Raw genomic sequence first — 25,915 nt, 5'->3', positions numbered from 1 at the left:
GCAGCGAGACGGAGGGGGCATGAGCCTTAGTTGCGCCGACAGCCTCACCCAACTCCGACCACCCCGGCGAAGGCCGGGGCCCAGTCCAGACAAAAAAGACGGGCTTCGCCCGGCATTATTACATGAGCTGGATCCCGGACGAAGACTGTCCTCGGGCCGGCCTATGGCCGGACCCGGGGGCCGGGATGATCGAGGCCAAACCAGAGAATGTCATCCTCACTACCTAAAATCAGAATCATATTAAACGACTTCTATTCTCACCATTTACTTATAATCTGGAGGTCAATTTGGCAAAGTCGCTTTCAATTGCACCTACGACGATCAAACAGGCCAATGAGTTTATAAAAGAATATCATCGGCACCATAGGCCAACCATTCGTAGCTGCGGAAGGTGGGCATTAGCCGCTTTGGATTATGATCAAAATACAGTTGGCGTTGCAATTGCCGGAAATCCAGTATCGGCCAATTTTATGGACGGCTATACAATTGAGCTCACACGTCTTTGCGTTAAAGAGTCAGCACCTAAAGGCACATGCAGCTTTCTAATATCTACATGCTGCAAAATATGGCGCACAATGGGTGGCACCCGAGTTATTACATACACACTTGATACTGAGTCTGGCGCATCTTTGAAAGGAGCGGGTTGGAAGTTGGCCGACAGCGTGAAACCCCACAAACGGTGGCAAAATAAGAGCAGAGCTGACGGTATCATGCGCAGTCCGTTGGAAATATATAAGCTAACAAAACTCCGTTGGGAAAAGCATTTAAAGGACGAATACCATGAACCTAATATGCGCGTTTAGTTCGGATGCGCGGCCGCTATATAAAGCAGATATTTATCGCGCTCTAGCTCTTCCCAAGGGGTATATTCTACATTTTCGATATCAGCGTAAATACATCCACCAGGATGTTCTTGATCTCGGCACAAAAATACTTGGCCGTAAAGTCGCGATTTTTTTCTCAAGGAGCCTGGGCGCAAACACGGCTACGACTAGCTATGAAAATTATTCTATCCGTTATGCGACCGTAACAGCCTTCGACGAAAGCCCGGAAACAAATGTTTATCATGTTTACATGAAGCTAGACGATTTTTGCAACGTTGTTATTAGAAACACAAATCAGCTTGATTATTTGCCGCCAAATAAGTTTTTTACGAACTTAGAATGCGCGGAAATGAGTCAAGATATGAGTTGGCGTTCGCGGGTTCTTGCCATCAAAGATTACTTGCCAAAGTTATTATTTTTCAATGTTAGTGGGGTTTTCGACGGCAATAGAAAGATCGCACTGAGCTACTCAAACAAAAAGCGAAGCTCTCACTTCGAAATTACACAGGGGCAGCGTCACATTTTAAAGGTCTCTTTGGGTAACCCACAAGAGAACGATGTGCATATAGAAGTCACAGACAAAGGCGACGAAATTGAACTAAACTCGATAAATCCGCTACAAACTTCCGCTAGCTTTGATGATTTGGAAATACCCATTTCAAGCAAAGCACTTCAAGTAAGGCGGCAATCAACGTTTTTGAAGTTCAGACTTTCCAACTCTCCGGACAAAGTTTCTGAATACACCACGAATATCGAATTCGACATAGTTCGAAGTAAATGGTCCGCTATTGCATTCGGCTTTTTTGCTACCGTGGCATTAGCGGCATTTTCAGCAATGCCTAGCATGTCTTTTAAAGGAGAGCCTTTGCAGCCGCACGAGTACGCAGTTTTTCTCGTATGGTTTCTGGCAACTGCCGGACTATACTATTACTTCAACAAAAAATAGCTGTCCTTAGTTGATCAAACATGCATCACACGCCCATACGCATCGAGCACGCTCTCATGCATCATTTCGCTCAGCGTCGGATGGGGGAAGATCGCGTGCATGAGGTCTTCTTCGGTGCCCTCCATCGACCGGGCGAGGCCGAAGCCCTGAATGAGCTCGGTGACCTCCGCCCCGATCATATGGGCGCCGAGCAATTCGCCGGTCTTTTCGTCGAAGATGGTTTTGACCATGCCTTCGGGCTCGCCGAGCGCAATCGCCTTGCCGTTGCCGACGAAGGGGAAGTGACCGACCTTGATCTTGTGGCCCGCTTCCTTCGCCTTCGCTTCGGTCAGGCCGACGCTCGCCACTTGCGGGTTTGAATAGGTGCAGCCCGGAATTTTGGTCACATCCATGGGGTGCAGGCCTTTGACGCCGGCGATCTTTTCAACGCAGAGGACGCCTTCGTGGCTCGCCTTGTGCGCGAGCCACGGCGCGCCGGTGAGATCGCCAATCGCATAGAGTCCTTTGACGCCGGTCTCGAGCCAGTCATTGACCGTCACATGGCCGCGGTCGACTTTGACGCCCAGCGCTTCGAGCCCGAGGTTTTCCGTGTTCCCCGTAATGCCGATGGCGAGGATCACGCGGTCCGCCTCCACGGTTTGCGTCTTGCCGTCTTTCGTTTTTATCGTCGCGGTGACGGCGTCGGCGCCCTTCTCCAGCTTTTCAACGCTCGCGGAGGTGAGGATGTTCATCCCCTGTTTCTTGAACTGCTTCTCCGCGAATTTGGAAATCTCCGCGTCTTCGGCGGGGAGAATGCGGTCGACCATTTCAACCACGGTCGTCTTCGCGCCGAGCGCGTTATAGAAACTCGCAAACTCGATGCCGATGGCGCCCGACCCGATGACGAGCAGATTCTTGGGCATCACATCGGGGATCATCGCTTCCTTCGCTGTCCAGATGAACTTGCCATCGGGCTCTAATCCTGCGGCGGGAATGGTGCGCGCCCGCGCGCCGGTGGCGAGGATCACATGTTTCGCCTTGATGGTTTCTTCGCCGTCTTTGGTTTTGACTTTGACGACGGGGGCCGCGGCGCCTTTTTCGAGCCGCGCGGTTCCCATCACGACGTCGATCTTGTTCTTCTTCATGAGGAAGCCGACGCCCTTCTCCATCCGCGCCGAGACGCCGCGCGAGCGCTCCACCACGGCTTTCAGATCGAAGCCGATATTCTCCGCCTTCAAGCCGAAATCCGCCGCGTGCTTCATGTTGGTGTAGACTTCCGCCGTGCGCAGCAGCGCCTTTGTCGGGATGCAGCCCCAGTTGAGGCAGACCCCGCCCAGCGCGTCGCGCTCCACAATGACGGTTTTCATCCCCAGCTGGCTGGCGCGGATCGCCGCCACATAGCCGCCCGGGCCTGAACCGATCACTACGAGATCACACGAACGTTCCGTCATTTGCTGTCCTTTACGCTTGCTGGGTCCTGCTTCGCGCGCGACTATAGCCGCGCCGCCCCAGAAGAAAACAACCGGAGAGGAAATTTCATGGCGATCAAGGCGTTACGCACCCCTGACGAGCGATTTAACGACCTTCCCGGCTGGCCCTACGCCCCGCGCTATGTGGAGGACTTGCCGGGCTATGAGGGCCTGCGCATGCATTATGTGGATGAGGGGCCGGCGGACGCGGAGGTCACCTTCCTGTGCATCCATGGCGAGCCGTCCTGGGCCTATCTCTTCCGCAAGATGATGCCGGTGTTCGCGGGCGCCGGACACAGGGCGGTCGCGGTGGACATGTTCGGCTTTGGCCGCTCCGACAAGCCGGTGGATGATGAGGTCTACACCTATCACTTTCACCGCGATGCGCTGCTCGCTTTTGTGGAAAGGCTCGACCTCAAAAATGTGTGTCTCGTCGTGCAGGACTGGGGCGGCGTGCTCGGCCTGACGCTCCCCATGGCGGCGCCCGAGCGCTATACGCGCCTGATCGTGATGAATACGGGTCTCCCCGGCGGCGAGGAAGCGCCGGAAGGCTTTGCGGCGTGGCGCGCCTTTAACCGCTCGCAACCCGATCTCGATGTCGCGGCATTGATGAAACGCGCGACGCCGGTTCTTTCCGATGCCGAAGCCGCCGCCTATGGCGCGCCTTTCCCTGATCAATCCTACAAAGGCGGCGTGCGGCGCTTTCCCGAACTCGTCATGTTAAAGGAACAAGGTAAGGAGCTGACGCCTGCATCCAAGGAAGGCGTTGAAACCTCCCTCGCCGCGCGCAAATTCTGGTCTCAGGACTGGACCGGCGATAGCTTCATGGCGGTCGGGATGCAGGACCCGGTATTAGGTCCGCCGGCGATGAAGGCGCTGCGCAAAATGATCAAAGGCTGCCCCGCGCCCATGGAAATCGCAGATGGCGGCCACTTCGTTCAGGAGTGGGGCGAGCCCATTGCGAAGGCGGCGCTCAAGGAGTTTGGCATCGGCTAAGTCCATGCCTATATAAGCAAGCATGGAGGGGCTTTCGTCGCAAATTCCTTGGTACTTTCGGCCTTTGCCGGTTGTACTAATTTATGTTTTGGGCCTTGCGGGATCACTATATGTATTTGCAACGTCGGCACCAACACCGAACGTAATCGCTGCACTAAGCACTCTCCTGTTTTCTTTATTTTATGCGGTATGGCCGTTCTTACTATATACATACCTTGCGCCTCATGCGGGACCAAAGTCGCGTCATAGAATAGGCCGCTGCAATATCGTGTTTTTTTCTCTCGTCTCAGTTTCAATAGCCGGTTTGCTGTTGGATATTTTTGGATTCAACACTATAAAATCTAACGAAGCAGCCGATCTCATCGTCTTCCCCTATTTTCTTTTATATCTAACATTGATTTGGCGAACCAGCGACTTGCTGACTGAATTAGAATGTCGAAAACCTGTGGGTTATGAAGGACGAGTAATGCCCACCTTTATCGGGATGTATTTTCTCCCGCTAACAATTGGCTGGTTTTACAGCCGCTTGAAAAAACTCCAAACAGGTTGACGGTCACAATAAATCGGCTCGCCGCATGTTTCAGTCGGTTTGTCTGACCTGACGGTTTTGTGAGTTGCCTCTGACCTGTGCGTGTCGCTGTGCTGCGCGTTGCAAATAGGGAGAGCAAAACCCATGATGAAACTAAAATTCGCATTCGCAGCGCTGGCGCTCTTGGCGACGCCGCTCGCCGCCGAAGAAACAGCCAAAGAACCAATCAAGTCCGATGCGATTGTCAGCGTCGCAGAAGACTATCTCGCCGCCTATTCGACATTCAATGTCGACAGCATGGCGCCGTTCCTCAGCGATGACATGGTCTTCTACGACCCAACCTCCACCACCGAAAACGCCGACGGCGGCTCATTCGTGTTTGAAGGCAAGGACGCGGTCCTGAAAGGTCTCGGAGATTACGCCGCTCAATATAAATCATTCAGCGTCGCTTATGATGTTGAGCGCCGCTACGAAAGCAATGGCGTTGTGGTTTTCGTCGCGCAGCTCACCTACGACCTGATGACGAATGAAGACAAGCATTACACCGGGACGGCGCCTATCGTCACCGCAATCACCGTCAAAGACGGCAAGGTCATAAAGCATCTCGATCTATATGATTACGCCGGGAACGTAGAAACGTTTACGGACTAACATGTCGCTTCAGCGACCGCAGGAACGCATGTATTTGCGCCGCAAGATCGTCAATCGGCGCGGTTGACAGTAACTCTTCACTCCAACCGTTCGAAGGCTGCAGCCTGTTTTGCAACGCGTTCAGGCCTTGCCGCTCACCGTCATCGAGCGGCAAGGCCTGCGCAGCAGTCAGCATGGAGAGAAGCTCGTGGATACGGCGCATCACCATGAAGGCGCGCGTCATGGGCGGTTTAAGCTGCGGTTCGGCCAGCCAGCTTCGTCCGCCAAAAATCTCCTGTGTCACGCGCTGCCCCGCGCCATGACAGTCATAGGCGACGCAACCAGGGAACCCCTTGCTTGCAAGGTCTGCGTGGATCACGCAGCGCCCTTCCCCGTCCAGATTCGAACATGGGGTTTCCGGCGGCTTGTCGAAACCGAAGGAAGGCGACTTATCAAAGGAGGGCGCCATGCAACACAGGGCCGCGCATCGGGTGCAATCGGCGCGCAGTTCAATGGGATTGGTCATGGAACATGGCTCTAAAGAAGCGGGGCCGATCTGCAAGGTGTTTTCTTGCCGTCATGATCGTCAGCGCCAGCTTGCCTCCGGGAACTGACGGCGTCTACTCCCCGCCCACGGTGTAATCGCGTGTCGCTTCGGCGATGAGTGATGGCAGATCCATCGGCGGGGATTTCCATTCTTCCGCAGCAAAAACCGGCGCCTGGTCGGCGTAATGGGCCGAAGTTTTATCGAGCGTCGCCGCGCCGAACTGGTGAATGGTCCTGATCTCGACATCGCGTGCGCCGGACCAGTCCGCATAAAGAATATAGGTGTCGCCGCCGACGGATTTCATGGCGCCGCCGCCATCGTCTTGCGGATAGACGGCGCGCAAGGTGTCCGGCCCGCCATTCAACGGCAGGGACATCTCACCCCTTTTCAACCGCACCGCCTCGCCCCATTCCGGATCGACGCGGCCGAACAGCGCTTCCAACTCCGACGACACTTCGCGCAGCGCCGCCTCATAGTCAGGCGTTTCCGCGCCTTCGTCATTTAGGAGATAGCCCCGCGCCTTCTGCGCTGTGAGGATCGCGAGCGCCGCCGAGCGATTATCTTTTGTCACAGCGCCATCCCACGCCGCCAACACCGCCGCTTCTTCCTGCAAATCCTCCGCGCTTGTTTGCGCCAGCGCCTTCACAAGCTCCATCACCCGCGACTCCTGCGCGTAGATGTGATCGAGCTTGTAGGAAACGAACTCGTCCCCGGTGATGGAAGTATCCGCGCCATACAATGACTGTATCCTCAGGCCGCGATTTGTGGTGCGCGTATCGACGCCGTAAGCCGCCGGAAAGTTCGCCGGATCGGGATTGTCTTCAGCGCCCGACGATTGAAACGGCGTGTGGTTGGCGTTCACGACATAACCCGACCGCGGCATCACTACTTGCGGGACATCGTTTAGTGTGCGCGTTCCCTGCCAGACCAGCGCCGGGTCAGACCCGTCCTGCGCCCTGGACCAGTCGGGACCTTCTGCGCGGATCGGTATGGCGGCGTTATAATAATAGGCGATCACCCCGTCGCCATCAGCATAGACGGCGTTGAGACTGGGCAGCGCCAGCATTTCCATCGCCGCGCGCCAGTCGGCGTAGCTCTCCGCCCGGTTCATCCGGTAATATTGCTCCAGCGCGCGAATATCGCCCTGCCCCGCATAGGAGACGGCAAATACGCCATTATCGGTCTGAAAAACCGGTCCGTGAACAGAGTATAGCGCCCGCCGCGTCACCGGCAGGCTGAACGGCCCCCATAAGTGAACGCGGAACCTGATTTTCCTGACGTCAAAATCGCGCCAGCCGCCGTCAAAGCGGTATTGCGAGGGCTTTTTGGGCTTGTCGACCTCAAGCGTGTAGATGTCTACGAGATCGGGTTTGTTGACCGTGAAGGCCCAGCCGAGATCGGGTCCGGCGCCATGCAGGATCACCGGCGCGCCCGGAAAAATCCCGCCAATCATGTCCCAGCCTTCCTGCGACTTCACCCGCGCTTCATACCATGCGACCGGGCCCGTATAGGGCTGGTGCGAGTTCACCATCAGCCGCGTGTGGCCGTCAGCCGAGCGTATCGGCGCGACCGCCATGGCGTTGGAGCCGATTTCAAATCCATTCGGAATATTGAGAAAAGCTTCGCGCGCCGCATCCGCGCGGTTTTCGATTTTCACGTCGCCTTCGAAGATCGTTTTCAGTTGCTCTTCGAGACCATAGAAAAACGGCTGGCGCGAGGCGAAGCCCGCAACCACATCCTGCGCCGTCACGGGCAACGCATCGCGCGCGCAGCGCGCCCTATCCTCGGCGCAATAGAAATTGATCCCGGCGGCGTAGCCCTCTGCGACAGCGCGGGTTCGCGCCGAAAGGTCAGTTTCATATTTTTCTGCAATCGCCTCCGCCGATCCCATAGCGCGGATCAGATAGTCCGTCACCGCTGCGTCCTTGCCATCCCGGCGCGCAAGATCGCCGCGCGAAAAAAGAACGACCTCTTCTATGGTTTCCCAGTCATCCTCTGCATGGGCGTATGCGAGCCCGAAGGCGACATCCGCGTCGCGCGCGGCGTAAATGTGGGGCACGCCATAAGCGTCACGCAGTATGCGCGCCTTATAGGCGCCGCCAGCCTCCAGCGCCGCGCCGGCGTCAAAAGCGGCGGGTCCGGGGGTTTTGAGCCAGAGCGCGGCGGCGGCCAGCACAGCGAGCAAGGCAAGCGTACTAAATCGAAGAATTTTCAATGCCATGCGTCTAGCTTCCTCATCATCGCTCCAACCCACGCCGCGGCGATATTGCCATGGTTTTCCGCACAGGAACCAGCCTATAAAGCAGTCACAGCGCCTGCCGCCATGCGTGAAAACATAGCGCCGCTCAGTGTCATCAATTTGTGGCGCAGCTGGTGCAGGTAGTGTTGCGCAACCCCGAAAAGGACCAGAACTTATGAGATTTTTTGCTTCGCTGTTGATGAGCGCCAGCCTCGCCGCCTGTGCGAGCAGCCCCCTCACTACGAATGCGGCGCCCAACGCAGCGCAGACCGGGGATGCGTGGTTCGACGGCGCGCAGACGACGCTGGCGCAGCGCAAGACAGTCACGCCTGTCAAAGGCAAGGCGAAGAATGTCATCCTCTTCATCGCCGACGGCATGGACCCGACCACCGTCGCCGTCGCGCGGATTTACGACGGCCAGTCCCGCGGTGAGGAAGGCGAGGAAAACTTGCTCTCTTTCGAACGCTTCCCTAACCTCGCCATGTCGAAAACCTACAACACCGATATGCAGGTTCCGGACTCCGCCGGCACGATGAGCGCCATGGCGACCGGTTACAAAACCCGCGTCGGCCATATTTCAGTAAAAAAGGAAGTTCCACGCAGCGATTGCGCGGCGAGTCTTTCGGCACACGCCCCAACCTTTGTCGAGATCGCCGAGCAAGCTGGACTGTCCACAGGCGTCATCTCAACCGCGCGCCTGACCCACGCTACGCCGGCGGCGACCTATGCTCATGTTCCCGACCGTGACTGGGAAAGCGACGCCGCACTCCCCGAGGGGGTCTATGAGATGGGCTGCCGCGACATCGCAAGCCAGTTGATCGACTTCTCCTATGGCGACGGCGTCGACTTCGCCATGGGCGGCGGGCGCGGCAACTTTCTCCCCCAAGACGCGCAGGATCCGGAAGATGACGAGCGCACGGGCTGGCGCAAGGATGGCCGCAATCTGACCGCCGAATGGGTTGCAAAATCAGACAAGCACGAATTCGTCTGGAATAAAGCGCAGTTCGACGCGATCGACCCGGCGACAGACCCACGGGTTCTGGGCCTGTTTGAAAGTTCGCATCTGGAATATGAAGCCGACCGCGAAAACGACGCTGCGGGAGAGCCCTCACTCGAAGAGATGACGCGAAAGGCCATCGACGTGCTGTCGCGCAACGATAAAGGCTTTGTGCTGATGGTCGAAGCCGGCCGCGTCGATCACGCCCATCATGGCGGCAACGCCGCCCGCGCGCTGAAAGACGCGCAGGAATATTCGCAAGCGGTCGCAGCCGCGCGTGAAATGACCAATGAGAACGATACGCTGATCATCGTCACCGCCGATCATGGCCACACGCTGACCTTTGCCGGCTATCCGGGTAAGGGCAACAACATTCTCGGCCTGGTGCGCTATGTCAGCGACGAAGGAGAGAGCAAGCTCATGCTCGCCGAAGACGACAAACCCTACACAACGCTCGGCTACGCCAATGGTCCGGGATCGGTGTATCATGAAGGTATCGACCATGCGGAGCGCCCCATCGGCGATGAGGCGACCGTCGCCGGCGTCGATTACTTGCAGCCCTCTCTCGTGCCCACGGGCTCGGAAACCCATGGCGGCCAAGACGTGACAATCTACGCCTCAGGCCCCGACGCCTATCTTTTCAGCGGCGTCGTCGAGCAGAACTACATCTTCCATGTGATGATGGACGCGCTGCGGCTCGATCCGCAGACGGCGGATTAGGGAAATTCCTTCCCCTGCCTGGAGGGAAGAAAAGAAAAAGCGGATGCGTTATTGCGCATCCGTCTTTGTTGTTAGCTAACTTAAGTTGCCTCTCACGCCACCGGATCGAGCCAGCCCCATTCGTCCTTGGTCTCACCGGAGAACAGGCCGAAGAACATGTCCTGAATTTGCGACGTGGCCGGACGATTGCCCTTGCCTACGGCCAAGCGGTCGATGGAGCGCACCGGCGTAATCTCGGCGGCCGTGCCCGTCAGGAACACTTCATCCGCCGCATAGAGCATTTCCCGGGGGATTGATTGCTCAATGACTTCGTAGCCGGCTTTTCTCGCCAGCGTCATCACCGTGTCGCGGGTGATGCCCGACAGGATCGATGACGCCGTCGTCGGCGTATAGATCTTGCCATTGAGCACGACGAAAATGTTTTCGCCCGCGCCTTCGGACACGGTGCCGTCATGGGCAAGACCCAACCCTTCGGCGAAACCGGAGAGCTTGGCTTCCTGTGAGACAAGGCGGCTCGACAGATAGTTGCCGCCCGCCTTGACGCCTGACGGCGTCGTGCCCGGCGCATTGCGTCGCCAGCTTGAGAACGCAACATCGATGCCGTTTTTCAATCCTTCGTCGCCGAGATAGGCGCCCCAGGGGAACGCCGCAATCGCCAGTTCCGACGGCGCATCGAACGACGCCGGACCCATTTCGCCATAGCCAAGATAGGCGATGGGGCGGATATAGGCGCTGTCGAGATCATTCTCGCGCACGACGTCCTTGCAGACCTGCATGATCTCGTCGACGGAGTATTTGGTGATGTCGATGCGATAGACGCGCGCCGAAAAGAACAGGCGCTCAATATGTTCGCGGTTCCGGAACACCACCACACCCTTATGCTTTGTGTTGTAGGCGCGCATCCCTTCGAACACCGAAGTCCCGTAGTGGAGACCGTGGGTCATTACGTGGGTTGTCGCCTCGGCCCAGGGGATCATTTTACCGTTGCGCCAGATATATTTGGCTTCCTGGATAGGCATGAGGGTCGTTCCTTCTCTCTTCTTTTCCCGCAAACTCAATTGCTTGCGCCCATACTGAATGACAAAGGGCCGCCCCAAAAGCAAGTCAGGGGCGATCCTCGCCCGGAGCGGTGGTCACGGAGGGAATTTCGCTTTAAGCCTCGAATTTCAGAGCACAATTCGCCAAAGGCCAGCCCCATGACTGACGCGCCGCCTCCCGCTTCCGCAAATGCCGCACCGTCGGACGACGCCAGCAAGATCGATGCTTTGCTGGAGGTTATGGCGCGGCTGCGCTCGCCGGAGGGCGGATGCCCGTGGGATCTGGAACAGGATTTCCGCACCATCGCCCCCTACACGATTGAGGAAGCCTATGAGGTCGCCGACGCGATCGAGCGCGGCGACATGAAGGGCCTGAAAGAAGAGCTTGGCGACCTTCTGTTCCAGTCCGTGTTTCATGCGCAGATGGCCAAGGAAGAAGGTCTCTTTACCTTTGGCGATGTCGCTCAGGAAATCGCCGATAAAATGATCCGCCGCCACCCCCATGTCTTCGGCGATGTGGACATGCGGTCGGCGCAAGAACAGACCGATGCTTGGGAAGTCCAGAAAGTCGAAGAACGAAAAGCCAAAGGTAAGGACGGATTGCTCGATGACGTCCCGGCGGGACTTCCGGGCCTGACGCGCGCGGTGAAATTGCAAAAGCGCGCGGGCCGCGTCGGCTTTGACTGGCCGAACGCCCGCTCGGTGCTCGACAAGATCGCGGAAGAAACAGAAGAACTAAACGAAGCCATGGACAGCGGCGACAAAGACCACATCGAAGAAGAGTTCGGCGATCTGTTGTTCGTCCTCGCCAATCTCTCACGCCATCTCGATATCGATCCTGAAAGCGCGCTGCGCCGCGCCAATGAAAAATTTATCCGCCGCTTCCGACATATCGAAAAGACGTTTTCAGATCGCGGCGAAAGCCTCGCCGATGCGAGCCTAGATGAGATGGAGGCTGTTTGGGACGAAGCAAAGGCGATAGACAAAACGCGCGGGAAATAATCCCTGCCCTGCGCGCATAGCGCGCATCTTGCGTCAACAAACCTGCGATTGCAGCGCCGAAGGCCAATAATGCTTGTAACGGCGGGCGGCATCCCGCATTGTCAGCGAAGGGGCTGGGGAGAAAAATCAACATTTTGATCAATCAAGGCGCGCGAAAACTCGCGTGACTTCAGCCTGTTTGTATTGACTGGGAAGGGTTCAAAATAATGAAAAGCAATTATCTTGCTGCAATCGCAGCAAGCTTCGCGCTCGCGCCAGCGCTTGCCATGGCGGCGCCTGTCGGCCTCGACGCGTTCGGGCCGAACGAGCAATTTGAAAGTTTCGAGAATTTCGTTCCGGCTGGTCAGCCGGGGGTGCGGGTGCAGAGTCAGAACATCACCTTCGCTTCCGGTGTGACGCTCGTGCCTTCGGGCTTCACGACCGGCATCCAGGAACTTGCTAATCAAACGCCTTCGGGTTGCTACGGCATATCTTACGGCGCGGGCGCGTTTCCAGATGGCACCGCGGCGATTTGCACCAACACATTCACCACCCCGCAGACTGGTGCATTGACCGGCCTTGAGTTCATTCTACCTGTCAATGCGATCCGTGCTGGCGCCTATGTCGATACTACGGGCTCGGCGGGTACCATCATCATTCAGGCGCGAGACGCCAACGGCCAAGTGCTTGAAGAACGTCGAATTGCCGACCCTGCAGGAATCGACAACATCTCCAACAACTTTTTCGGCATCGATGTCGGCGCGCCGAATATCAACTCCATCTTTATATCTTCAGTTGAATCGCTAGGTCTCATTATCGACCGGGTCACCTTCGAAGGCCCAGCCGATATGGCGCCGACCGCAAACGCCGGCGACGATCAGTCCGTACGTATGCTGGGCGAGACCGTAACGCTCGACGGCTCCGCGTCGTTTGACGACAACACAGCGTCGGGCGATCTTCAGTATGCGTGGCAACTGACCGGCAAGCCCGCGGGAAGCGCCGGGGCGCTGACCGGCGCCAGCACAGCCATGCCGAGCTTCGTCGCCGATGCGGCGGGAACCTATACAGCCTCGCTGGTGGTCACCGACTCCATCGGACAGGCGAGCCCAGCCGATGAGGTTACGGTTTCAACCGCCAATCTCGCGCCGACCGCCGATGCCGGACCTAACCGCGTCGGGCTTGTTAACGACGTCATCGTGCTTGACGGTTCGGGCAGTTCCGACCCCGAAGGCATGGCGCTCAACTACGCATGGTCGCTCGATAATGTTCCGGCGGGCAGCAACGCCGTGCTGGCGAATACGAACAGCGTTTCGCCGAACCTTATTCCAGATCGCGCCGGTCTTTATGGCGTGTCGCTGGTCGTCTCCGACAATCTCGGACCGAGCGATCCCGACACGGCGGAAATCACCGTGCTGACGCGCAGCGATTTCGCCAGCATGAAAATCGCCTGCGCCGCCGATCTGATCGCCGACCTCCCCGAGAGCGCGGTCAAGACCAAAGGCAATCAAAAAGCGCTACTCAATTATCTCGGCGCGGCGGCGAAAGCCGTGCAGCGGCCCGACTATGAAAAGGCAGTCGAGCGGATCGAGTTCACGCTGAAACGCGCCGACGGCTGCTTCGTCAACGGCGTCGCCGACGGAAACGGCGTTAGCCGCGACTGGGTCGAGGAATGCGGCGCCCAGCTCGAAATCTATCGCTGTCTCGATCAGGCGCGCACAGCGTTGCAGCCCTAAGCCTGCAAACCCCGGTCTCTAATGAAAAAGGCGGCTCCTTGTGGGTCGCCTTTTTTGTTAGGGGAAATATATCTCCTGCTGTTGTTAGAAATACTGCCTTCAAACTCCCGCGAGGACCGGGCATTTTGCACAGAACCTGATCTATAGAAGCCAGACCATATAGTTGCCCCCCGCCGGAGTTCGCCCAAGACATGACCGCCTCTCAAAACACGCCCAAAACCATGCTCGATCTCATCGGCGATACGCCGATCATCAAACTCAAGCGCGCCTCGGAAGAAACCGGTTGCACCATCCTCGGCAAGGCGGAGTTTTTGAACCCCGGCCAGTCGGTGAAGGATCGCGCGGCGCTGGGCATCATTCGTGACGCAGAAAAGCGCGGTGCGTTAAAACCCGGCGGCGTCATTGTTGAGGGCACCGCTGGCAATACCGGCATTGGCCTCACCATTGTCGGCGCGGCGCTCGGTTATAAAACCAAGATCGTCATCCCCCGCACCCAGAGCGAGGAGAAAAAGATCGCGCTGCGCCTTCACGGCGCCGAGTTGATCGAAGTGGACGCCGTCCCCTACGCCAATCCGAACAACTATGTACATTATTCGCGCCGCCTCGCCGAGGAACTGGCGCAGAGCGAGCCCAATGGCGCCGTCTGGGCGAACCAGTTCGACAATGTGGCGAACCGCGATTTTCACGCACAAACAACCGGGCCCGAAATCTGGGAGCAGACCGGCGGTAAGGTCGACGGATTTACTTGCGCTGTCGGCACCGGCGGCACCCTCGCCGGCGTTTCCATGGCGCTCAAAGACCGCAACAAAAATGTCCGGACCGTCGCGAGCGATCCGGGCGGGTCGAAAATCTTTTCACTGATCAAATACGGCAAGGACGAAACCGAAGGCGGCTCCATCACCGAAGGCATCGGGCAAGGCCGCATCACGGCAAATCTGGAAGACGCGCCCATCGACGACGCCTATCGCATCGACGATTCCGACATGCTGAATGTCTTGTTCAACCTAGTGACCGAAGAAGGCCTGTGCCTCGGCGGATCATCAGGCATCAATATTTGCGGCGCCATCAAGCTCGCAAAGGAACTTGGCCCCGGCCATACAGTGGCGACGATCCTTTGCGATTACGGGCACCGTTACGCCTCCAAGCTCTACAACCCGGCCTTCCTGCAAGAAAAGGGGCTCCCGACTCCGGGGTGGTTGCGCTAAACTCCGGCGCATGGCGAGATCAAAAAAATTCACGCAACACCACAAGGATGGCAGTCTGTGGGCGACCGGCCAGACTGTTGAGGATGCTCCCGAAGGGTATTGGGAATGGTTCCGCAAGGACGGAATCAAGCTGCGCTCCGGCCATTTCACCAAAGGCGAGCAGACCGGCGAATGGACAACTTATGACAAGAATGGCGACGTCTATAAAGTGACGCAGATAAAACCGAAAATGCAGAAATGACCTTCGGCCCCCTCGTTTCTACTCAATGGCTCGCTGATCATCTCGGCGATACGGATGTGAAAATCATCGACGGATCATGGCGCATGCCGGGTCAGGGCGCGGCCATCGATAATTACAACGCGCAGCATATTCCGGGCGCCGTCTTTTTCGACATCGACGCCATCGCCGATGCGCAAACGCACCTGCCCCACATGCTGCCTTCGCCGGAAGAATTTGCACATGCGGTCGGCGCTCTTGGCGTTTCAACTGACGACCGCATCGTTGTCTATGATGAAAAGGGATTATTCTCCGCCGCCCGGGTGTGGTGGACCTTCCGCGCCATGGGGCACGAACAGGTTGCAGTGCTTGAGGGCGGCCTGCCGCGCTGGCTCGCCGAGGGCCGTCCTGTGACGGCTGAAAAACCTGTTCCGAAACAGGCGGTTTACACGCCGCGCCCGCAAGTCGCGCTAGTCGCCGACGCAAAGGCCGTGCGTGACGCCCTTTCCGGCGCCAGAACCGTCATCGACGCCCGATCGGCGGAGCGTTTCGCCGGCAACGCCCCGGACCCGCGGCCAGGCGTCCGCGCAGGCCATATGCCGGGCGCCCGGAATGTGCCGTTTTTGAGCCTGCTCGACGGCGACGCCCTTAAACCGGCCGGAGACCTGTCGGCTGTTTTTACGCATGCCGGAATCGCCGCCGAAACCCCGGTCATAACAAGCTGTGGATCAGGCGTCACAGCTGCGGTACTCTCCCTGGCGTTAGAGTTGACCGGCTCACGGTCACACGCGCTCTATGACGGGTCATGGAGCGAATGGGGAGAGGAGACACATGACAACGATTTATTCCCCGTTGTCACTGACGCCGACGACTGACGACCGGATCGAGGTGACCATCACCTATCTGGAACAGTCGGCGCGTCCAAATCTTCCCCGGCCGCCAGCGCCGACTCGCAAAACCGCGCTGATGCGCGTGGAAAATCCGCCGCTTCATTTCTACCGCTATCTCTATGATCTTGTCGGCGCGCCCTGGAACTGGATCAGCCGGCGGAAAATGAACGATAAGGAACTCACGGCGCTTATCCATGACCCGGACGTCTATCTCTATGTTCTTTATGTGGACGGCGCGCCAGCCGGCATGGCAGAGATCGACGCGCGCAAAACCGACATCCATGAGCTGAAATTTTTCGGCCTGTCCCCGGATCAGGTGGGATGCGGGCTTGGCCGGTTTTTCCTGACGAATGTGCTTGACCTCGCCTGGTCGCGCGAGCCGCAAGTGTTGCGGCTAGAGACCTGCTCTCTCGATCACCCGGCCGCCCTTCCGCTTTATCAGAAATTCGGATTCGCCGTGACCGACCGGCGCAGCGGTGTCGTCGAACGCCTGAAACTGAAAAATTCCGGCGGCGGCGCTTAAACCAGACCGTGATCTGCGTTAGAAAAAACCCATGAAAGACAATACAAAGCTTACCGTTGCTGGCCGCCCGCATCAGCGCCCGGCCCACCCTGTCAACACACCGGTGGAGCGCGCCTCCACCTATCTCTTCCCGACCTATGACGACTATCTCGAAGGTGCGAAGACGATCACCTATGGGCGGCTCGGCACCCCCACTCATCGCGCGCTGGAAGAGGCGGTCACCGCCCTTGAAGGCGGCTTTGAAACGCGCCTCGCGCCGTCAGGGCTACAGGCCTGTACCGCCGCGCTGCTCGCTTTTGTGGCGGCGGGGGACCATGTCCTGATGACCGACACGGCCTATGATCCGACGCGCAAATTCTGCGATCGGTTTCTGAAACGCTTCGGGGTTGAGACGACGTTTTACGATCCTCTTGCGGGCGAGGAGGAAATCGCCGCGCTCATGCGCCCCAACACCAAAGTGATCTTTGCGGAATCGCCCGGCTCGCTCACTTTCGAAGTGCAGGATCTTCCAGCGCTCGCGCGCGCGGCTCATGCGGGCGCCGCCAAGCTGATCGTCGACAACACATGGGGGGCGGGATATTTCTGCAAACCGATCGCGCTGGGCGCCGATGTCTCCCTGCAGGCGGCGACGAAATATCTCGTCGGTCACGCCGACGCCCTCGTCGGAACCCTCACTTCCGCTGATGAACAGACAGCGCAGAAAATTTTCTATGCGCTCTTGCAGCTAGGCTCGAATGTGTCGGCGGACGACGCCTATCTGGCGCTGCGCGGCATGCGCACCTTGTCGGCGCGTCTGGAACGCCATCAAGAAAACGCAAATGAGATCATCAAGTGGTTGAGAAAACAGGACGCGGTGGAGCGCATTCTGCACCCTGCTCAGAAAGGCTTTCCGGGCCACAATGTCTGGAAGCGTGACTTAACCGGCGCCTCGGGGCTGTTCGGGGTCGTCCTGAAACCAACGCCCATGCCCGCACTGAAAGCTTTCTTCAACGCCTTCAAGCTGTTCGGGATCGGTTTTTCCTGGGGCGGCTATGAAAGCCTCGTGCTTCATGTGAAGCCGGAACAATACCGCAGCGCCACCGAATGGAGCGAGGCAGGGCCGGTGATCCGCTTCCATGCCGGGCTTGAAGACATAGAAGATTTGAAAATCGATCTGGAACGCGCTTTCATGGCGCTGGCGGCGGCGCAAAAATAACCGCCCGGAGGGAGTTCACATGCGTAAACTGGCGGCGTCCTTATCCCTGCTCGGCCTTTCCTACCTTGGCGGCTGCGTCACCATGGGCGGCGGCTCATCGACCCTGCTCGTCAATACCGATCCGCAAGGCGCGCTGGTCACCATCGAAGGCGTTGGCGAGTGCGAGACCCCCTGCTCGGTTCGCCTCGACGGACCGAAACCCGCGCGGATCGCCAAGGCCGGCTTCGTCGCCAAGACATTCGTCCTCAGCCCCAGCGGGCGGGAGGTGACCATCCCCCTTGAGCTTGCGGCCGCCAGCGAGGACGTGGACACAACGGCCTTGCCTGATCTTGATTAGAACCCGCTAAAACCCTTTACATCTGAGCCGAGATGAAGGATCAGAGCCGTTCTGAGCCGCTTGTCGGGGCGTAGCGCAGCCTGGTAGCGCATCTGGTTTGGGACCAGAGGGTCGCAAGTTCGAATCTTGCCGCCCCGACCATTCGGCCGGAATGATGGAATAAAAGCGGAAAACCTCATGTTTGCACGCATCTACAAACCGTCGAAAACCGCCATGCAGTCCGGCAAGGCCAAAACCGACCGATGGCTTCTGGAGTTCGAGGCCGAGACGGCGAGACGTGTCGATCCGCTCATGGGCTGGACCAGCGTCGACGAAACCGCCTCCGGTCAGGTGCGATTGACCTTTGATACGCGTGAAGAAGCCGTCTCCTACGCCGAACGCCACGGACTGCCCTTCCGGCTAGATCCCGAGCACGAACCAAAGGCGCAACCCAAAGCCTATTCGGACAATTTTTCCTTCCGCCGCCGCAAGCCTTGGACGCATTAGCGCTTTCCGGCGAATTCAGATTATAACTCGGCCCGGCCAGAAACGGCCGCAAAAGTCAGGTTTCGGCCCCGTAGCTCAGCTGGATAGAGCACCGGCCTTCTAAGCCGATGGTCGCAGGTTCGAATCCTGCCGGGGTCGCCATGACGTTTGCCGTTTACTCGCCGTCAGTCTTCCCATAATCGCCGCGCAACGGCCAGGCCGTCTCAGCGCCGGGCAATTCCGGTCCGTCTTCGAACGGCATTGAGATGGGTTTCGCGCGATAATCGACAGCCAAGCGCAACACATCCGGCCGCGCATAATGTCCCGCGGAATCTGAGACATATTTGAATTTGGCGATGTCAGCGAGATCGATCTCCGCAACAAGCATCTTTTCGTCGTCACGATGCGGGCCTTCGATAATATTGCCGAAGGGTCCGACGATTGCGCTCCAACCGCCGCCTTCGCGCATCATCTCGGGCTGGTCGGTAAAACCGAGCCGCTCAAGCGTCGCCTTGTCGATGCGTGACTGAACATTGATGACGAAACATTGTCCCGCCGCCGCATGATGGCGCGCCGCAGCTTCCGACAGGTCATCAAAAACGCCCGAACTTGGATCATGGCTGAGCGCCGAACCCGCCGGCCACATGGCGATATGAATCTGTTCGCCCTGACTGGTCAGCGCATAACGCGCAAGATCCATCGAGTGCTCCCAGCAGATGAGACCACCGAGCTTGCCGAAAGGCGTTTCGATAACGCGCAAGCCCGACCCGTCGCCGCGCCCCCATACGGTGCGTTCAACACAGGTCGGCTGCAATTTGCGGTGACGGCCGACAATGTCCCCATTGTCGTCGAAATAAAGCATGGTGTTGTAGAGTGTGCCGCCGTCACGTTCGGAAATGCCGACAACAACATAAGCGCCTGCCTTGCGCGCCGCCTCGCCGATGGCGCGGGTCGCGTCGCTTCCGACTTCCACGCTGTTTGCGAAAAGCTCAAAAAAGAACTCGCCGCCTGTCGCAGGCGTATGCGTCCAAATCCAGAATGGATAGCCAGGAATGAAGGTTTCGGGAAAAACGATGAGTTGCGCGCCTTGCGCCGCCGCCTCGCCGATCAGCCGGCAGCACTTTTCAACGCATGCGTCACGATCCAGAAAAGGCGATGCAACATGCAACGCCGCGACTTTCAGTTTTGGATAAACATCACCCACGCCATATCCTTTCAGTCACAACGCACCAAGTATGTTGCTTTATGGGGCTCCGCGCAAATTCAACAGATCACCGCGAGCTGCACTAAAAAGCACAGCTCATGACGCCTTATTAAATTGTCTGGAGAGAGAAAGGTCTCAGTTTTCCTGATCCGGACGAACGTCAATGGCGAGGAGGCCCTTAGACCCGGCGGCGAACGAGACTTGCACGCGAGCGCCTTGTTGCAACTCGCCAAGTCCCGAGCGGCGCAGCGTTTCCATATGCACGAAGATGTCTTCCGTGCCTTCACCGCGCGTCAGAAAACCAAAGCCCTTAGCGCGATTGAACCATTTCACCTGTGCACGGACGAAATCACCCGCAGGCGTTTGCGATTCAATTGGCGCCATCGTCGGCAACGCCGCCGCTGTCGTTTCATCGATGTTCAAAAGCTTCGCCGCCTGCAGGCCTTTCGCCCGCCGAACGACTTCGCATTCGACCGTCGATCCTTCACGCGCCGTTGTCAGCCCTGCGGCTTTCAAACAGGATGAATGGATTAGAATATCGCCTTCAGCATCATCCGTAATGATGAAGCCATAGCCTTTCGCCGGATCGAACCATTTTACGACGCCCTTGATCGTAAAACGCTCTTCATCGTCGTTGGACGAATTATCGTCGTCACGAGGTTCATCAAACCGCTCGTCCATGATGTTCTTGGTACCCCTGTCGCGCACTAAGCCGTTTGTTTTTCTTGTTAACTATAATCCACCCGCACGAAAACACTAATCCCTTCGTGCAAAAAATGCACTATTTTAGTTAGCCGTGCGGAATTTTTCGCGGTGCAGTTGCACAAGCGGGTTATTAGATAACATTACGAAATGTAAAAAAGCCCAGACGCAAGGGGCGAAACAGAAAATCGTCCGTTTACGCCACAACCTGTGATTCGAGGTGATCCATGAAGGAACTGATAAGCATCAGGAACACGTCGAAATCGGATTCGATATTCTGGAGTGAAGCCCCGCCAGCGCCATTGCGATCCATTTGCAGGGTCAGATCGCCATCTTCATCAACATAGACGCGGCCAAATTTCACGTCATTATTGAACTGATTGAGGACTTTATAGCTGACATCTTTTCCGTCCACTTCAAAGAGCCAGGTGCGGTAGGAGATATCGCCGTCCGGGCCTTGAATGTCGATGCGGATATCGTAATCGGCGACGCGGACAAACAGGGTGTTCGGCCCCACGTCCTGCACCGCATAGCCTTGTGAGGTCAAAACCTCCTCAATTTCGGACTTGGAGAGCTTGGCTGCGAAAGCCGGTGAAATCGGCGCTACGGCGACAAACACCAGCGCTGCAATAGCGAGAATACCCCTCATGGACCTAACCCCTTTGTCCGAACGCGATTAACGAAGCTTAATAGACGCCAAAAAGGGTCTTAAATCAATGTTGTTCTCCCGCATGCCCGTCCGACGCCCTGATGGCGGGCTGGCGCGCAAAAAGCAGAAAATCCGGTCATTTCGAGGAAGAAATGGTAGGCCCTAGGGGAGTCGAACCCCTCTTTTCAGGTTGAAAACCTGACGTCCTAACCGATAGACGAAGGGCCCACGCATATGCGCCATCACTCGGCGAGCGGGCTGTATAGGCGCCTCGCCCGCCCCTTGCAAGCCCTATCAGCGGGCCTCATGCAAAAGTTTTCGGGGCTGGCGGCGGCCGAAATCATGGCGCTCAAAGCGCCGGCGCAGCGTCGGCGATCTGAAGTTGTCCGGCGTCCCCGCCGCGCCAGTCATCGGCCCGGATTTTTCCCGCTACATGGAACCGCTGGCCCGAAGAGAGGATTTCCCCCAACGCCTCACCTTCAGCCCGGAAGGCGATTGCGCGCGCTGATTCGCCTGTGGCGTTCACAAGCGTCAGGGACAAATGCCCCTTTCCCACAGTTTTGAGATATTCCGCGCGGCAATCGAGCAAGGCGAAGGTCGGCTCCGGATTGCCCGGCCCATATGGCCCTGCCGCGCCGGTCAGATCCGCAAAGCTTTTCGAGACCGCAGAGGGCGCCACAATGGCGTCGATCTCATAGGTCCGGTTGGTGCGCGCCAGCGTCACCGCACGGGCGAGACGGTCATTCATGATCCGCCGGAACTCGCTAATCCGGCTCGCTTCGATGGAAAGCCCCGCCGCCATGGCGTGACCGCCGCCAGACGTCAGCACGCCATCTTCACGCGCCGCGCTCACCGCCGCGCCCAGATCGACGCCGGTGATCGAACGACCAGAGCCTTTGCCGGCGCCTTCTTTAACGCCGATCACAACGACCGGTCGATCGTAAAGTTCTTTCAGGCGTCCTGCGACGATGCCGATTACGCCGGGATGCCATCCCTCTCCCGCCGTGACGATCACATCATCGGCGTGGCGCTGATGGACTTCGATTTCGCGCTGCGCCGCCGCCTGCACCTCCGCCTCAATTTCCTGCCTTTCGGCGTTGAGAATATGAAGCTTTTCAGCCAGTGCAGAACGCCGCGCCGCATCGGGCGTTGTCATCAGTTCAAAAGCGAGCCGGGCGTGGCCAATGCGGCCAGCCGCATTGATCCGTGGGCCAATCAAAAATCCGAGATGATAGGTCGAAGGCGGCCCCTTGACGCCCGCCCTCGCGCCCAGCGCTTTCAGCCCCGGATTGCCTGCGCCGCCGAGCACCTTCAGCCCTTGCGCCACCATCACGCGCGTCAGTCCCGTAATCGCCATGACGTCGCAAACCAGCCCTAGCGCCGCAAGATCGAGGAGGTTCATGAGGTTCGGTTCGCTGCGGTCCTTGAAATAGCCCGCCTCTCTCAAAGCGCGGTTGAGCGCAACCGCGCCCATGAACGCGACTCCTGCGGCGGAAAGATTGCCTAATCCCGACATGTCATCGGGCCGGTTAGGGTTGACCACAGCAGCGGCGCCGGAAGGCGGCGGCCCGCTCATCTGATGATGATCGAACACAACAATATCAACGCCGTCGCGCGCAGCCTCCTCGATCGGCTCATGCGCCGCCGCGCCGCAATCAACGGTCACGATAAGGTTTGCGCCGTCGCGTTGAAGGGAGCGGAACGCCTCCGCGCTCGGGCCGTAACCTTCCATGATCCGGTCGGGCAGATAAATCAGGGAGCTGGCCCCGACAGCATCGAAATAGAGTTTCAAAATCGCCGACGCTGTCGTTCCGTCCACGTCGTAATCTCCGAAAACGCCAATCGTCTCCCCATCAAGGATCGCTCGCGTGAGCCGCTCCGCTGCGCGGTCCATATCCTTGAGGACAAACGGATCGGGCATCTCCTCACGCAAAGATGGGACGAGATAGCGCTCAACATCATCGGCGCCGACACCGCGCGCGGCGAGAATCCGGGCGAGCACTGGGTCGCGGCCCGATGCGGCGATCGCCTCGGCGACGGCGGCGTCCGCTTCGCGCAGGCGCCAGCGCCGCCCGGACGCAGGCGACCCCATCGCCGGCAGCTCAATGAGCGGCATGGCGGCGCCAAGGGACGGAACTGGCCTTGCGGCTGAATTGACGGTCATGAGCGCATGCTTTTGGTGATTCGGGGCCTTCCGGCGAAGAAACTTATCCCGAGGCTGGAAAACGGCCCGATCCAAGCCGCCCGCAGGGCTCCGGACAGTAAGGTTCCGCTAACCTTGATCCCTTCAGTCTTAAGTAGATCATCAACTTCTGGTTGTTAATAGTTAGCAAGGCAACTGTGGCGGCGCGCTACGGGCGCTGATCGGTTGGGTTTCTATAGATATGAACGACGCCACACTGCTCGAGGAAATGCAATCACTCGCCCGCATCGTCGAGCGCGAGAAAGCCCGCCGTAAAGCCGTTGAGGAGCTTCTCGCGCAACAGGCGGACGAGCTTGAAGACAAGTCCGCCGAGCTCGAAACGGCGTCCAACATGTTCAAATCCGTTTACACGCTTCTGTCCGAGATCATGGATGTGGCGCCGGACATGATCATCACCTGCTTTGAGGATTTCAAAATTCATGGCGGCAACGCCGCCGCGCAGCGCCATCTCGGACAAAATGAGCGCGCGCTGAAGAAACGCACGATTGATGATTTCCTGCCCGGCCTCAGCGCTGAGTTGAAACGCCGCCGTCCTGGTCCCTTCTTCATCGATAACCGTCGCGCCTGCCGTCACAATGGCGACAGCTTTCCGGTGGATATTCGCGGCTATGTCGGCCCTATCGGCGAGAACATTCGCTATCTCGTCTTCTTTCACGACATTACCCAGCGCGTCAGCGCTGAAGAAAAGCGCAAAGAGATCGAAAACCAGGTTGATGAAGCCCGCCGTCTCGAAGCCATCGGCGCGCTATCGGCTGGCATTGCTCATGAGATCAACACGCCGATTCAGTTTATCGGCGACAATCTCGATTATCTTGAAGAGGGCCTGACCGGCATCTGGAAGAGTTATAAACGCTATGACGCCTTAAGAGTGGCGGCGGCAGAAGCCGGTTGTTGCCCTGCGGAAGTCGCAAAGGTCGATGAGTTCAATCAACAGGTCAGCCTGACAGACCTTATCGCCGAGATCACCGCGGCGCTGAAAGAATCTCGGGAAGGCATTAAACAGGTGCGCGACATCGTCATCCTGATGAAGGAATTCGCTCATCCCGGCACGGATGACAAGGACGAAGTCGATGTCAATGCGATTATCACCAATGTCCTCGCCATCTGCAAAAATCGCCGCAAACACACCGCCGATGTGGAGACCAAACTCGATCCCGCCCTGCCGCGCGTAAGATGCCGCAAGGGCCAGGTGCAGCAGGTGATCCTCAACCTCGTCATCAACGCCATCGACGCCGTTGACGAAGCGAATAAAGGCCGCGGCTCCATAGAGATCGAAACCCGCAGCGATGGCGATCATATTGCGATCTATCTCAGCGACACCGGTTGCGGCGTGCCGGAAGCGCTAAAGCAAAAAATCTTCGACCCGTTCTTCACGACCAAGCCTGTGGGCAAAGGCACCGGACAGGGTCTCGCCCTCGCCAAGGACTGCATAGTGAAGAGTCACGGCGGCAAACTCAGTCTTGTCGACAAAGCCGGCTTCGCCACCACTTTCCTTATTGAACTGCCGCTCAAGAGCGCACTTAAAGACTCTATCAGGGAGCCTAATAATGACATCGCAGCATAAAAAAGTCCTTCTAGTCGATGACGAACCAAAACTGATTGCAGCGCTGCGCCGTAGGCTGTCGCTTGATTTCAATATCGTCACCGCCAATGGGGGCCCCGAAGCGCTGGAGATGATCGACAAAGACCCGGACATCGCCGTCATTGTCGCCGACATGCAGATGCCCGTCATGAACGGCATCGAGTTGTTGAGAGCCGTCAAAACCCGCGCGCCTTCGATCCGCCGTCTCATGCTGACCGGCAACTCCGATCAGGACACCGCCATCGCCGCCGTCAATGAAGGCGGCGTGATGCGGTTTTTCCGCAAACCATGCGATAATGACGAGCTTAAAGCGGCGCTGCGGCAGGCGCTTGATGAATATGCTTTTCAGAGCGCAGACAACGTTATCGAGGAAGCGCTGCCCCCGGCCGTCGACAGCGCCGATCATGCACGCGATGCGTTTCTCTCCGTCATGAATCATGAACTCAGAACGCCGCTCAACCATATTGTCGGGTTTGCGCGTCTTCTGGAGCAGGAAAACGGTCTCACAGAAACCGACAACGCCGTCGAGTTCGTCAAACATATTCGCGGCAGCGGCGAACAGGTGCTGAACGTCCTTGACCGCATCCTTGAATTCACACGCCTGGCCTCTCAGCGTGGAGGCAGTGTTGACGAAACGTCTGATATTGTGGGCGTCGTCAATGCAGAGGTGGAAAAGATACGCAAGACGGCCCGCCACAAAGGCGTCACGGTTTCGATCGACTCCTTGCGGCTGAAAGCCGACATCATCGCCAAGCATGAAGAAGCCAGCATGGCGATCCGCGAACTTCTTTCAAACGCGGTCAAGTTCAATGTCGAGGGCGGTCATGTGAGCATTCTGATCAAATGCGATCAGCAACGCGTCGCCGTCCGCATCGCTGACACCGGCAAAGGCGCGCCGCCCGCCCTGCTCGACCGCATGGGCAAGCCGTTCCAGCAAGCGGACAGCTCCACATCCCGCGAACATGAAGGGCTCGGGCTTGGTCTGGCGCTGGTCAATTCCGTCGCCGAGGCCAATGGCGCATCCTTTTCAATTTCCGGCGGAGTCGGCGGCGGCATCACCGCGACGCTGATCTTCAAGCGTCCGGTTGCGGAGGCAGCGACGGCGGTCGCGTAATT

At 58.0% G+C, this 25,915-nt stretch carries 24 protein-coding genes and 3 tRNA genes; 18 read left to right on the top strand and 9 right to left on the bottom strand.

What is annotated here, in order from left to right; translation table 11 throughout:
* The first annotated feature begins 287 nt into the window (after positions 1–287).
* Both ACFOOP_RS14465 and ACFOOP_RS14460 read left to right on the top strand, forming a co-directional pair.
* Positions 288–803: an XF1762 family protein gene (locus tag ACFOOP_RS14465; protein ID WP_379881823.1), complete on the top strand. Its 516-nt coding sequence runs from the start codon at positions 288–290 to the stop codon at positions 801–803.
* Positions 781–1,770 carry a hypothetical protein gene (locus tag ACFOOP_RS14460; RefSeq protein ID WP_379881822.1) on the top strand — a complete coding sequence of 330 codons (990 nt, stop codon included), beginning with the start codon at positions 781–783 and terminating at the stop codon, positions 1,768–1,770. Before ACFOOP_RS14465 ends, ACFOOP_RS14460 begins: the two co-directional genes overlap by 23 nt.
* Positions 1,771–1,784: 14 nt before the next feature.
* On the opposite strand, the gene lpdA is transcribed toward ACFOOP_RS14460, so the two are convergent.
* Positions 1,785–3,200, bottom strand: a complete 1,416-nt coding sequence (gene lpdA / locus ACFOOP_RS14455) for a dihydrolipoyl dehydrogenase (protein ID WP_379881821.1) — start codon at positions 3,198–3,200, stop codon at positions 1,785–1,787.
* Positions 3,201–3,287: 87 nt separating this feature from the next.
* On the opposite strand from lpdA, the gene ACFOOP_RS14450 reads away from it, so the two are divergent.
* Both ACFOOP_RS14450 and ACFOOP_RS14445 read left to right on the top strand, forming a co-directional pair.
* On the top strand, positions 3,288–4,214 hold the full coding sequence (locus ACFOOP_RS14450) for a haloalkane dehalogenase (protein ID WP_379881820.1): 927 nt from the start codon (positions 3,288–3,290) through the stop codon (positions 4,212–4,214).
* 673 nt (positions 4,215–4,887) lie between these two features.
* Positions 4,888–5,394 (top strand): nuclear transport factor 2 family protein, encoded by a 507-nt coding sequence (locus ACFOOP_RS14445; RefSeq protein WP_379881819.1) that lies wholly within the window; start codon positions 4,888–4,890, stop codon positions 5,392–5,394.
* On the opposite strand, the gene ACFOOP_RS14440 is transcribed toward ACFOOP_RS14445, so the two are convergent.
* Together ACFOOP_RS14440 and ACFOOP_RS14435 are read right to left on the bottom strand one after the other, a co-directional pair.
* Positions 5,384–5,899 carry a hypothetical protein gene (locus ACFOOP_RS14440; protein ID WP_379881818.1) on the bottom strand — a complete coding sequence of 172 codons (516 nt, stop codon included), beginning with the start codon at positions 5,897–5,899 and terminating at the stop codon, positions 5,384–5,386. The two genes, ACFOOP_RS14445 and ACFOOP_RS14440, sit on opposite strands and share 11 nt — an antisense overlap.
* A gap of 94 nt (positions 5,900–5,993) precedes the next feature.
* Positions 5,994–8,141 carry a penicillin acylase family protein gene (locus ACFOOP_RS14435; RefSeq protein WP_379881817.1) on the bottom strand — a complete coding sequence of 716 codons (2,148 nt, stop codon included), beginning with the start codon at positions 8,139–8,141 and terminating at the stop codon, positions 5,994–5,996.
* A 193-nt stretch (positions 8,142–8,334) separates the two neighbouring features.
* Between ACFOOP_RS14435 and ACFOOP_RS14430 the strand changes: the two genes are divergently transcribed.
* A complete protein-coding gene (locus ACFOOP_RS14430; RefSeq protein ID WP_379881816.1) occupies positions 8,335–9,876 on the top strand; it encodes an alkaline phosphatase in 1,542 nt (513 codons plus the stop codon).
* A 92-nt stretch (positions 9,877–9,968) separates the two neighbouring features.
* Here ACFOOP_RS14430 and ACFOOP_RS14425 read toward each other — a convergent pair whose 3' ends face one another.
* Positions 9,969–10,895 carry a branched-chain amino acid transaminase gene (locus ACFOOP_RS14425; protein ID WP_379881815.1) on the bottom strand — a complete coding sequence of 309 codons (927 nt, stop codon included), beginning with the start codon at positions 10,893–10,895 and terminating at the stop codon, positions 9,969–9,971.
* A gap of 177 nt (positions 10,896–11,072) precedes the next feature.
* Between ACFOOP_RS14425 and mazG the strand changes: the two genes are divergently transcribed.
* The 11 genes from mazG (at position 11,073) to ACFOOP_RS14370 (ending at position 18,621) form a co-directional block, all read left to right on the top strand.
* Entirely contained in the window at positions 11,073–11,915 is an 843-nt protein-coding gene (gene mazG / locus ACFOOP_RS14420) for a nucleoside triphosphate pyrophosphohydrolase (RefSeq protein WP_379881814.1), read from the top strand.
* Positions 11,916–12,121: 206 nt separating this feature from the next.
* Complete coding sequence (locus tag ACFOOP_RS14415) at positions 12,122–13,627, top strand: PKD domain-containing protein (RefSeq protein ID WP_379881813.1); 1,506 nt, start codon at positions 12,122–12,124, stop codon at positions 13,625–13,627.
* A gap of 191 nt (positions 13,628–13,818) precedes the next feature.
* On the top strand, positions 13,819–14,832 hold the full coding sequence (locus ACFOOP_RS14410; protein ID WP_379881812.1) for a cysteine synthase A: 1,014 nt from the start codon (positions 13,819–13,821) through the stop codon (positions 14,830–14,832).
* A 10-nt stretch (positions 14,833–14,842) separates the two neighbouring features.
* Positions 14,843–15,073 (top strand): toxin-antitoxin system YwqK family antitoxin, encoded by a 231-nt coding sequence (locus ACFOOP_RS14405; protein WP_379881811.1) that lies wholly within the window; start codon positions 14,843–14,845, stop codon positions 15,071–15,073.
* The gene (gene sseA, locus ACFOOP_RS14400) at positions 15,070–15,924 is read left to right on the top strand and encodes a 3-mercaptopyruvate sulfurtransferase (protein ID WP_379881810.1); all 855 of its coding nucleotides are present in this window, start codon (positions 15,070–15,072) and stop codon (positions 15,922–15,924) included. Before ACFOOP_RS14405 ends, sseA begins: the two co-directional genes overlap by 4 nt.
* On the top strand, positions 15,881–16,462 hold the full coding sequence (locus tag ACFOOP_RS14395; RefSeq protein WP_379881809.1) for a GNAT family N-acetyltransferase: 582 nt from the start codon (positions 15,881–15,883) through the stop codon (positions 16,460–16,462). Before sseA ends, ACFOOP_RS14395 begins: the two co-directional genes overlap by 44 nt.
* A 31-nt stretch (positions 16,463–16,493) precedes the next feature.
* Positions 16,494–17,657, top strand: coding sequence for a cystathionine beta-lyase (gene metC, locus ACFOOP_RS14390; RefSeq protein ID WP_379881808.1), 1,164 nt, complete (start codon positions 16,494–16,496; stop codon positions 17,655–17,657).
* A gap of 19 nt (positions 17,658–17,676) precedes the next feature.
* Positions 17,677–17,994: a PEGA domain-containing protein gene (locus tag ACFOOP_RS14385; protein ID WP_379881807.1), complete on the top strand. Its 318-nt coding sequence runs from the start codon at positions 17,677–17,679 to the stop codon at positions 17,992–17,994.
* Positions 17,995–18,058: 64 nt separating this feature from the next.
* Positions 18,059–18,135: transfer RNA gene (locus tag ACFOOP_RS14380), tRNA-Pro, on the top strand.
* 36 nt (positions 18,136–18,171) lie between these two features.
* A complete protein-coding gene (locus ACFOOP_RS14375) occupies positions 18,172–18,480 on the top strand; it encodes an ETC complex I subunit (protein ID WP_379881806.1) in 309 nt (102 codons plus the stop codon).
* A 64-nt stretch (positions 18,481–18,544) separates the two neighbouring features.
* Positions 18,545–18,621: transfer RNA gene (locus tag ACFOOP_RS14370), tRNA-Arg, on the top strand.
* Positions 18,622–18,634: 13 nt separating this feature from the next.
* On the opposite strand, the gene ACFOOP_RS14365 is transcribed toward ACFOOP_RS14370, so the two are convergent.
* The 5 genes from ACFOOP_RS14365 to recJ form a co-directional block, all read right to left on the bottom strand.
* A complete protein-coding gene (locus ACFOOP_RS14365; RefSeq protein ID WP_379881805.1) occupies positions 18,635–19,663 on the bottom strand; it encodes a carbon-nitrogen hydrolase family protein in 1,029 nt (342 codons plus the stop codon).
* 135 nt (positions 19,664–19,798) lie between these two features.
* Positions 19,799–20,344, bottom strand: coding sequence for a cold-shock protein (locus tag ACFOOP_RS14360; protein ID WP_379881804.1), 546 nt, complete (start codon positions 20,342–20,344; stop codon positions 19,799–19,801).
* A 217-nt stretch (positions 20,345–20,561) separates the two neighbouring features.
* Positions 20,562–21,014, bottom strand: coding sequence for a YbjN domain-containing protein (locus tag ACFOOP_RS14355; RefSeq protein WP_379881803.1), 453 nt, complete (start codon positions 21,012–21,014; stop codon positions 20,562–20,564).
* Positions 21,015–21,167: 153 nt separating this feature from the next.
* Positions 21,168–21,242: transfer RNA gene (locus ACFOOP_RS14350), tRNA-Glu, on the bottom strand.
* Between the two features lie 121 nt (positions 21,243–21,363).
* Complete coding sequence (recJ, locus tag ACFOOP_RS14345) at positions 21,364–23,178, bottom strand: single-stranded-DNA-specific exonuclease RecJ (protein WP_379881802.1); 1,815 nt, start codon at positions 23,176–23,178, stop codon at positions 21,364–21,366.
* Between the two features lie 220 nt (positions 23,179–23,398).
* Between recJ and ACFOOP_RS14340 the strand changes: the two genes are divergently transcribed.
* Complete coding sequence (locus ACFOOP_RS14340; RefSeq protein WP_379881801.1) at positions 23,399–24,781, top strand: sensor histidine kinase; 1,383 nt, start codon at positions 23,399–23,401, stop codon at positions 24,779–24,781.
* Positions 24,765–25,913: a hybrid sensor histidine kinase/response regulator gene (locus ACFOOP_RS14335; RefSeq protein ID WP_379881800.1), complete on the top strand. Its 1,149-nt coding sequence runs from the start codon at positions 24,765–24,767 to the stop codon at positions 25,911–25,913. Before ACFOOP_RS14340 ends, ACFOOP_RS14335 begins: the two co-directional genes overlap by 17 nt.
* The last annotated feature ends 2 nt before the right edge of the window (positions 25,914–25,915 follow it).

It is taken from the genome of Hyphococcus aureus (assembly GCF_042643165.1).
Classification (GTDB): Bacteria; Pseudomonadota; Alphaproteobacteria; order Caulobacterales; family Parvularculaceae; genus Hyphococcus; species Hyphococcus aureus.
This window is presented reverse-complemented; position numbering and strand designations above follow the sequence as displayed.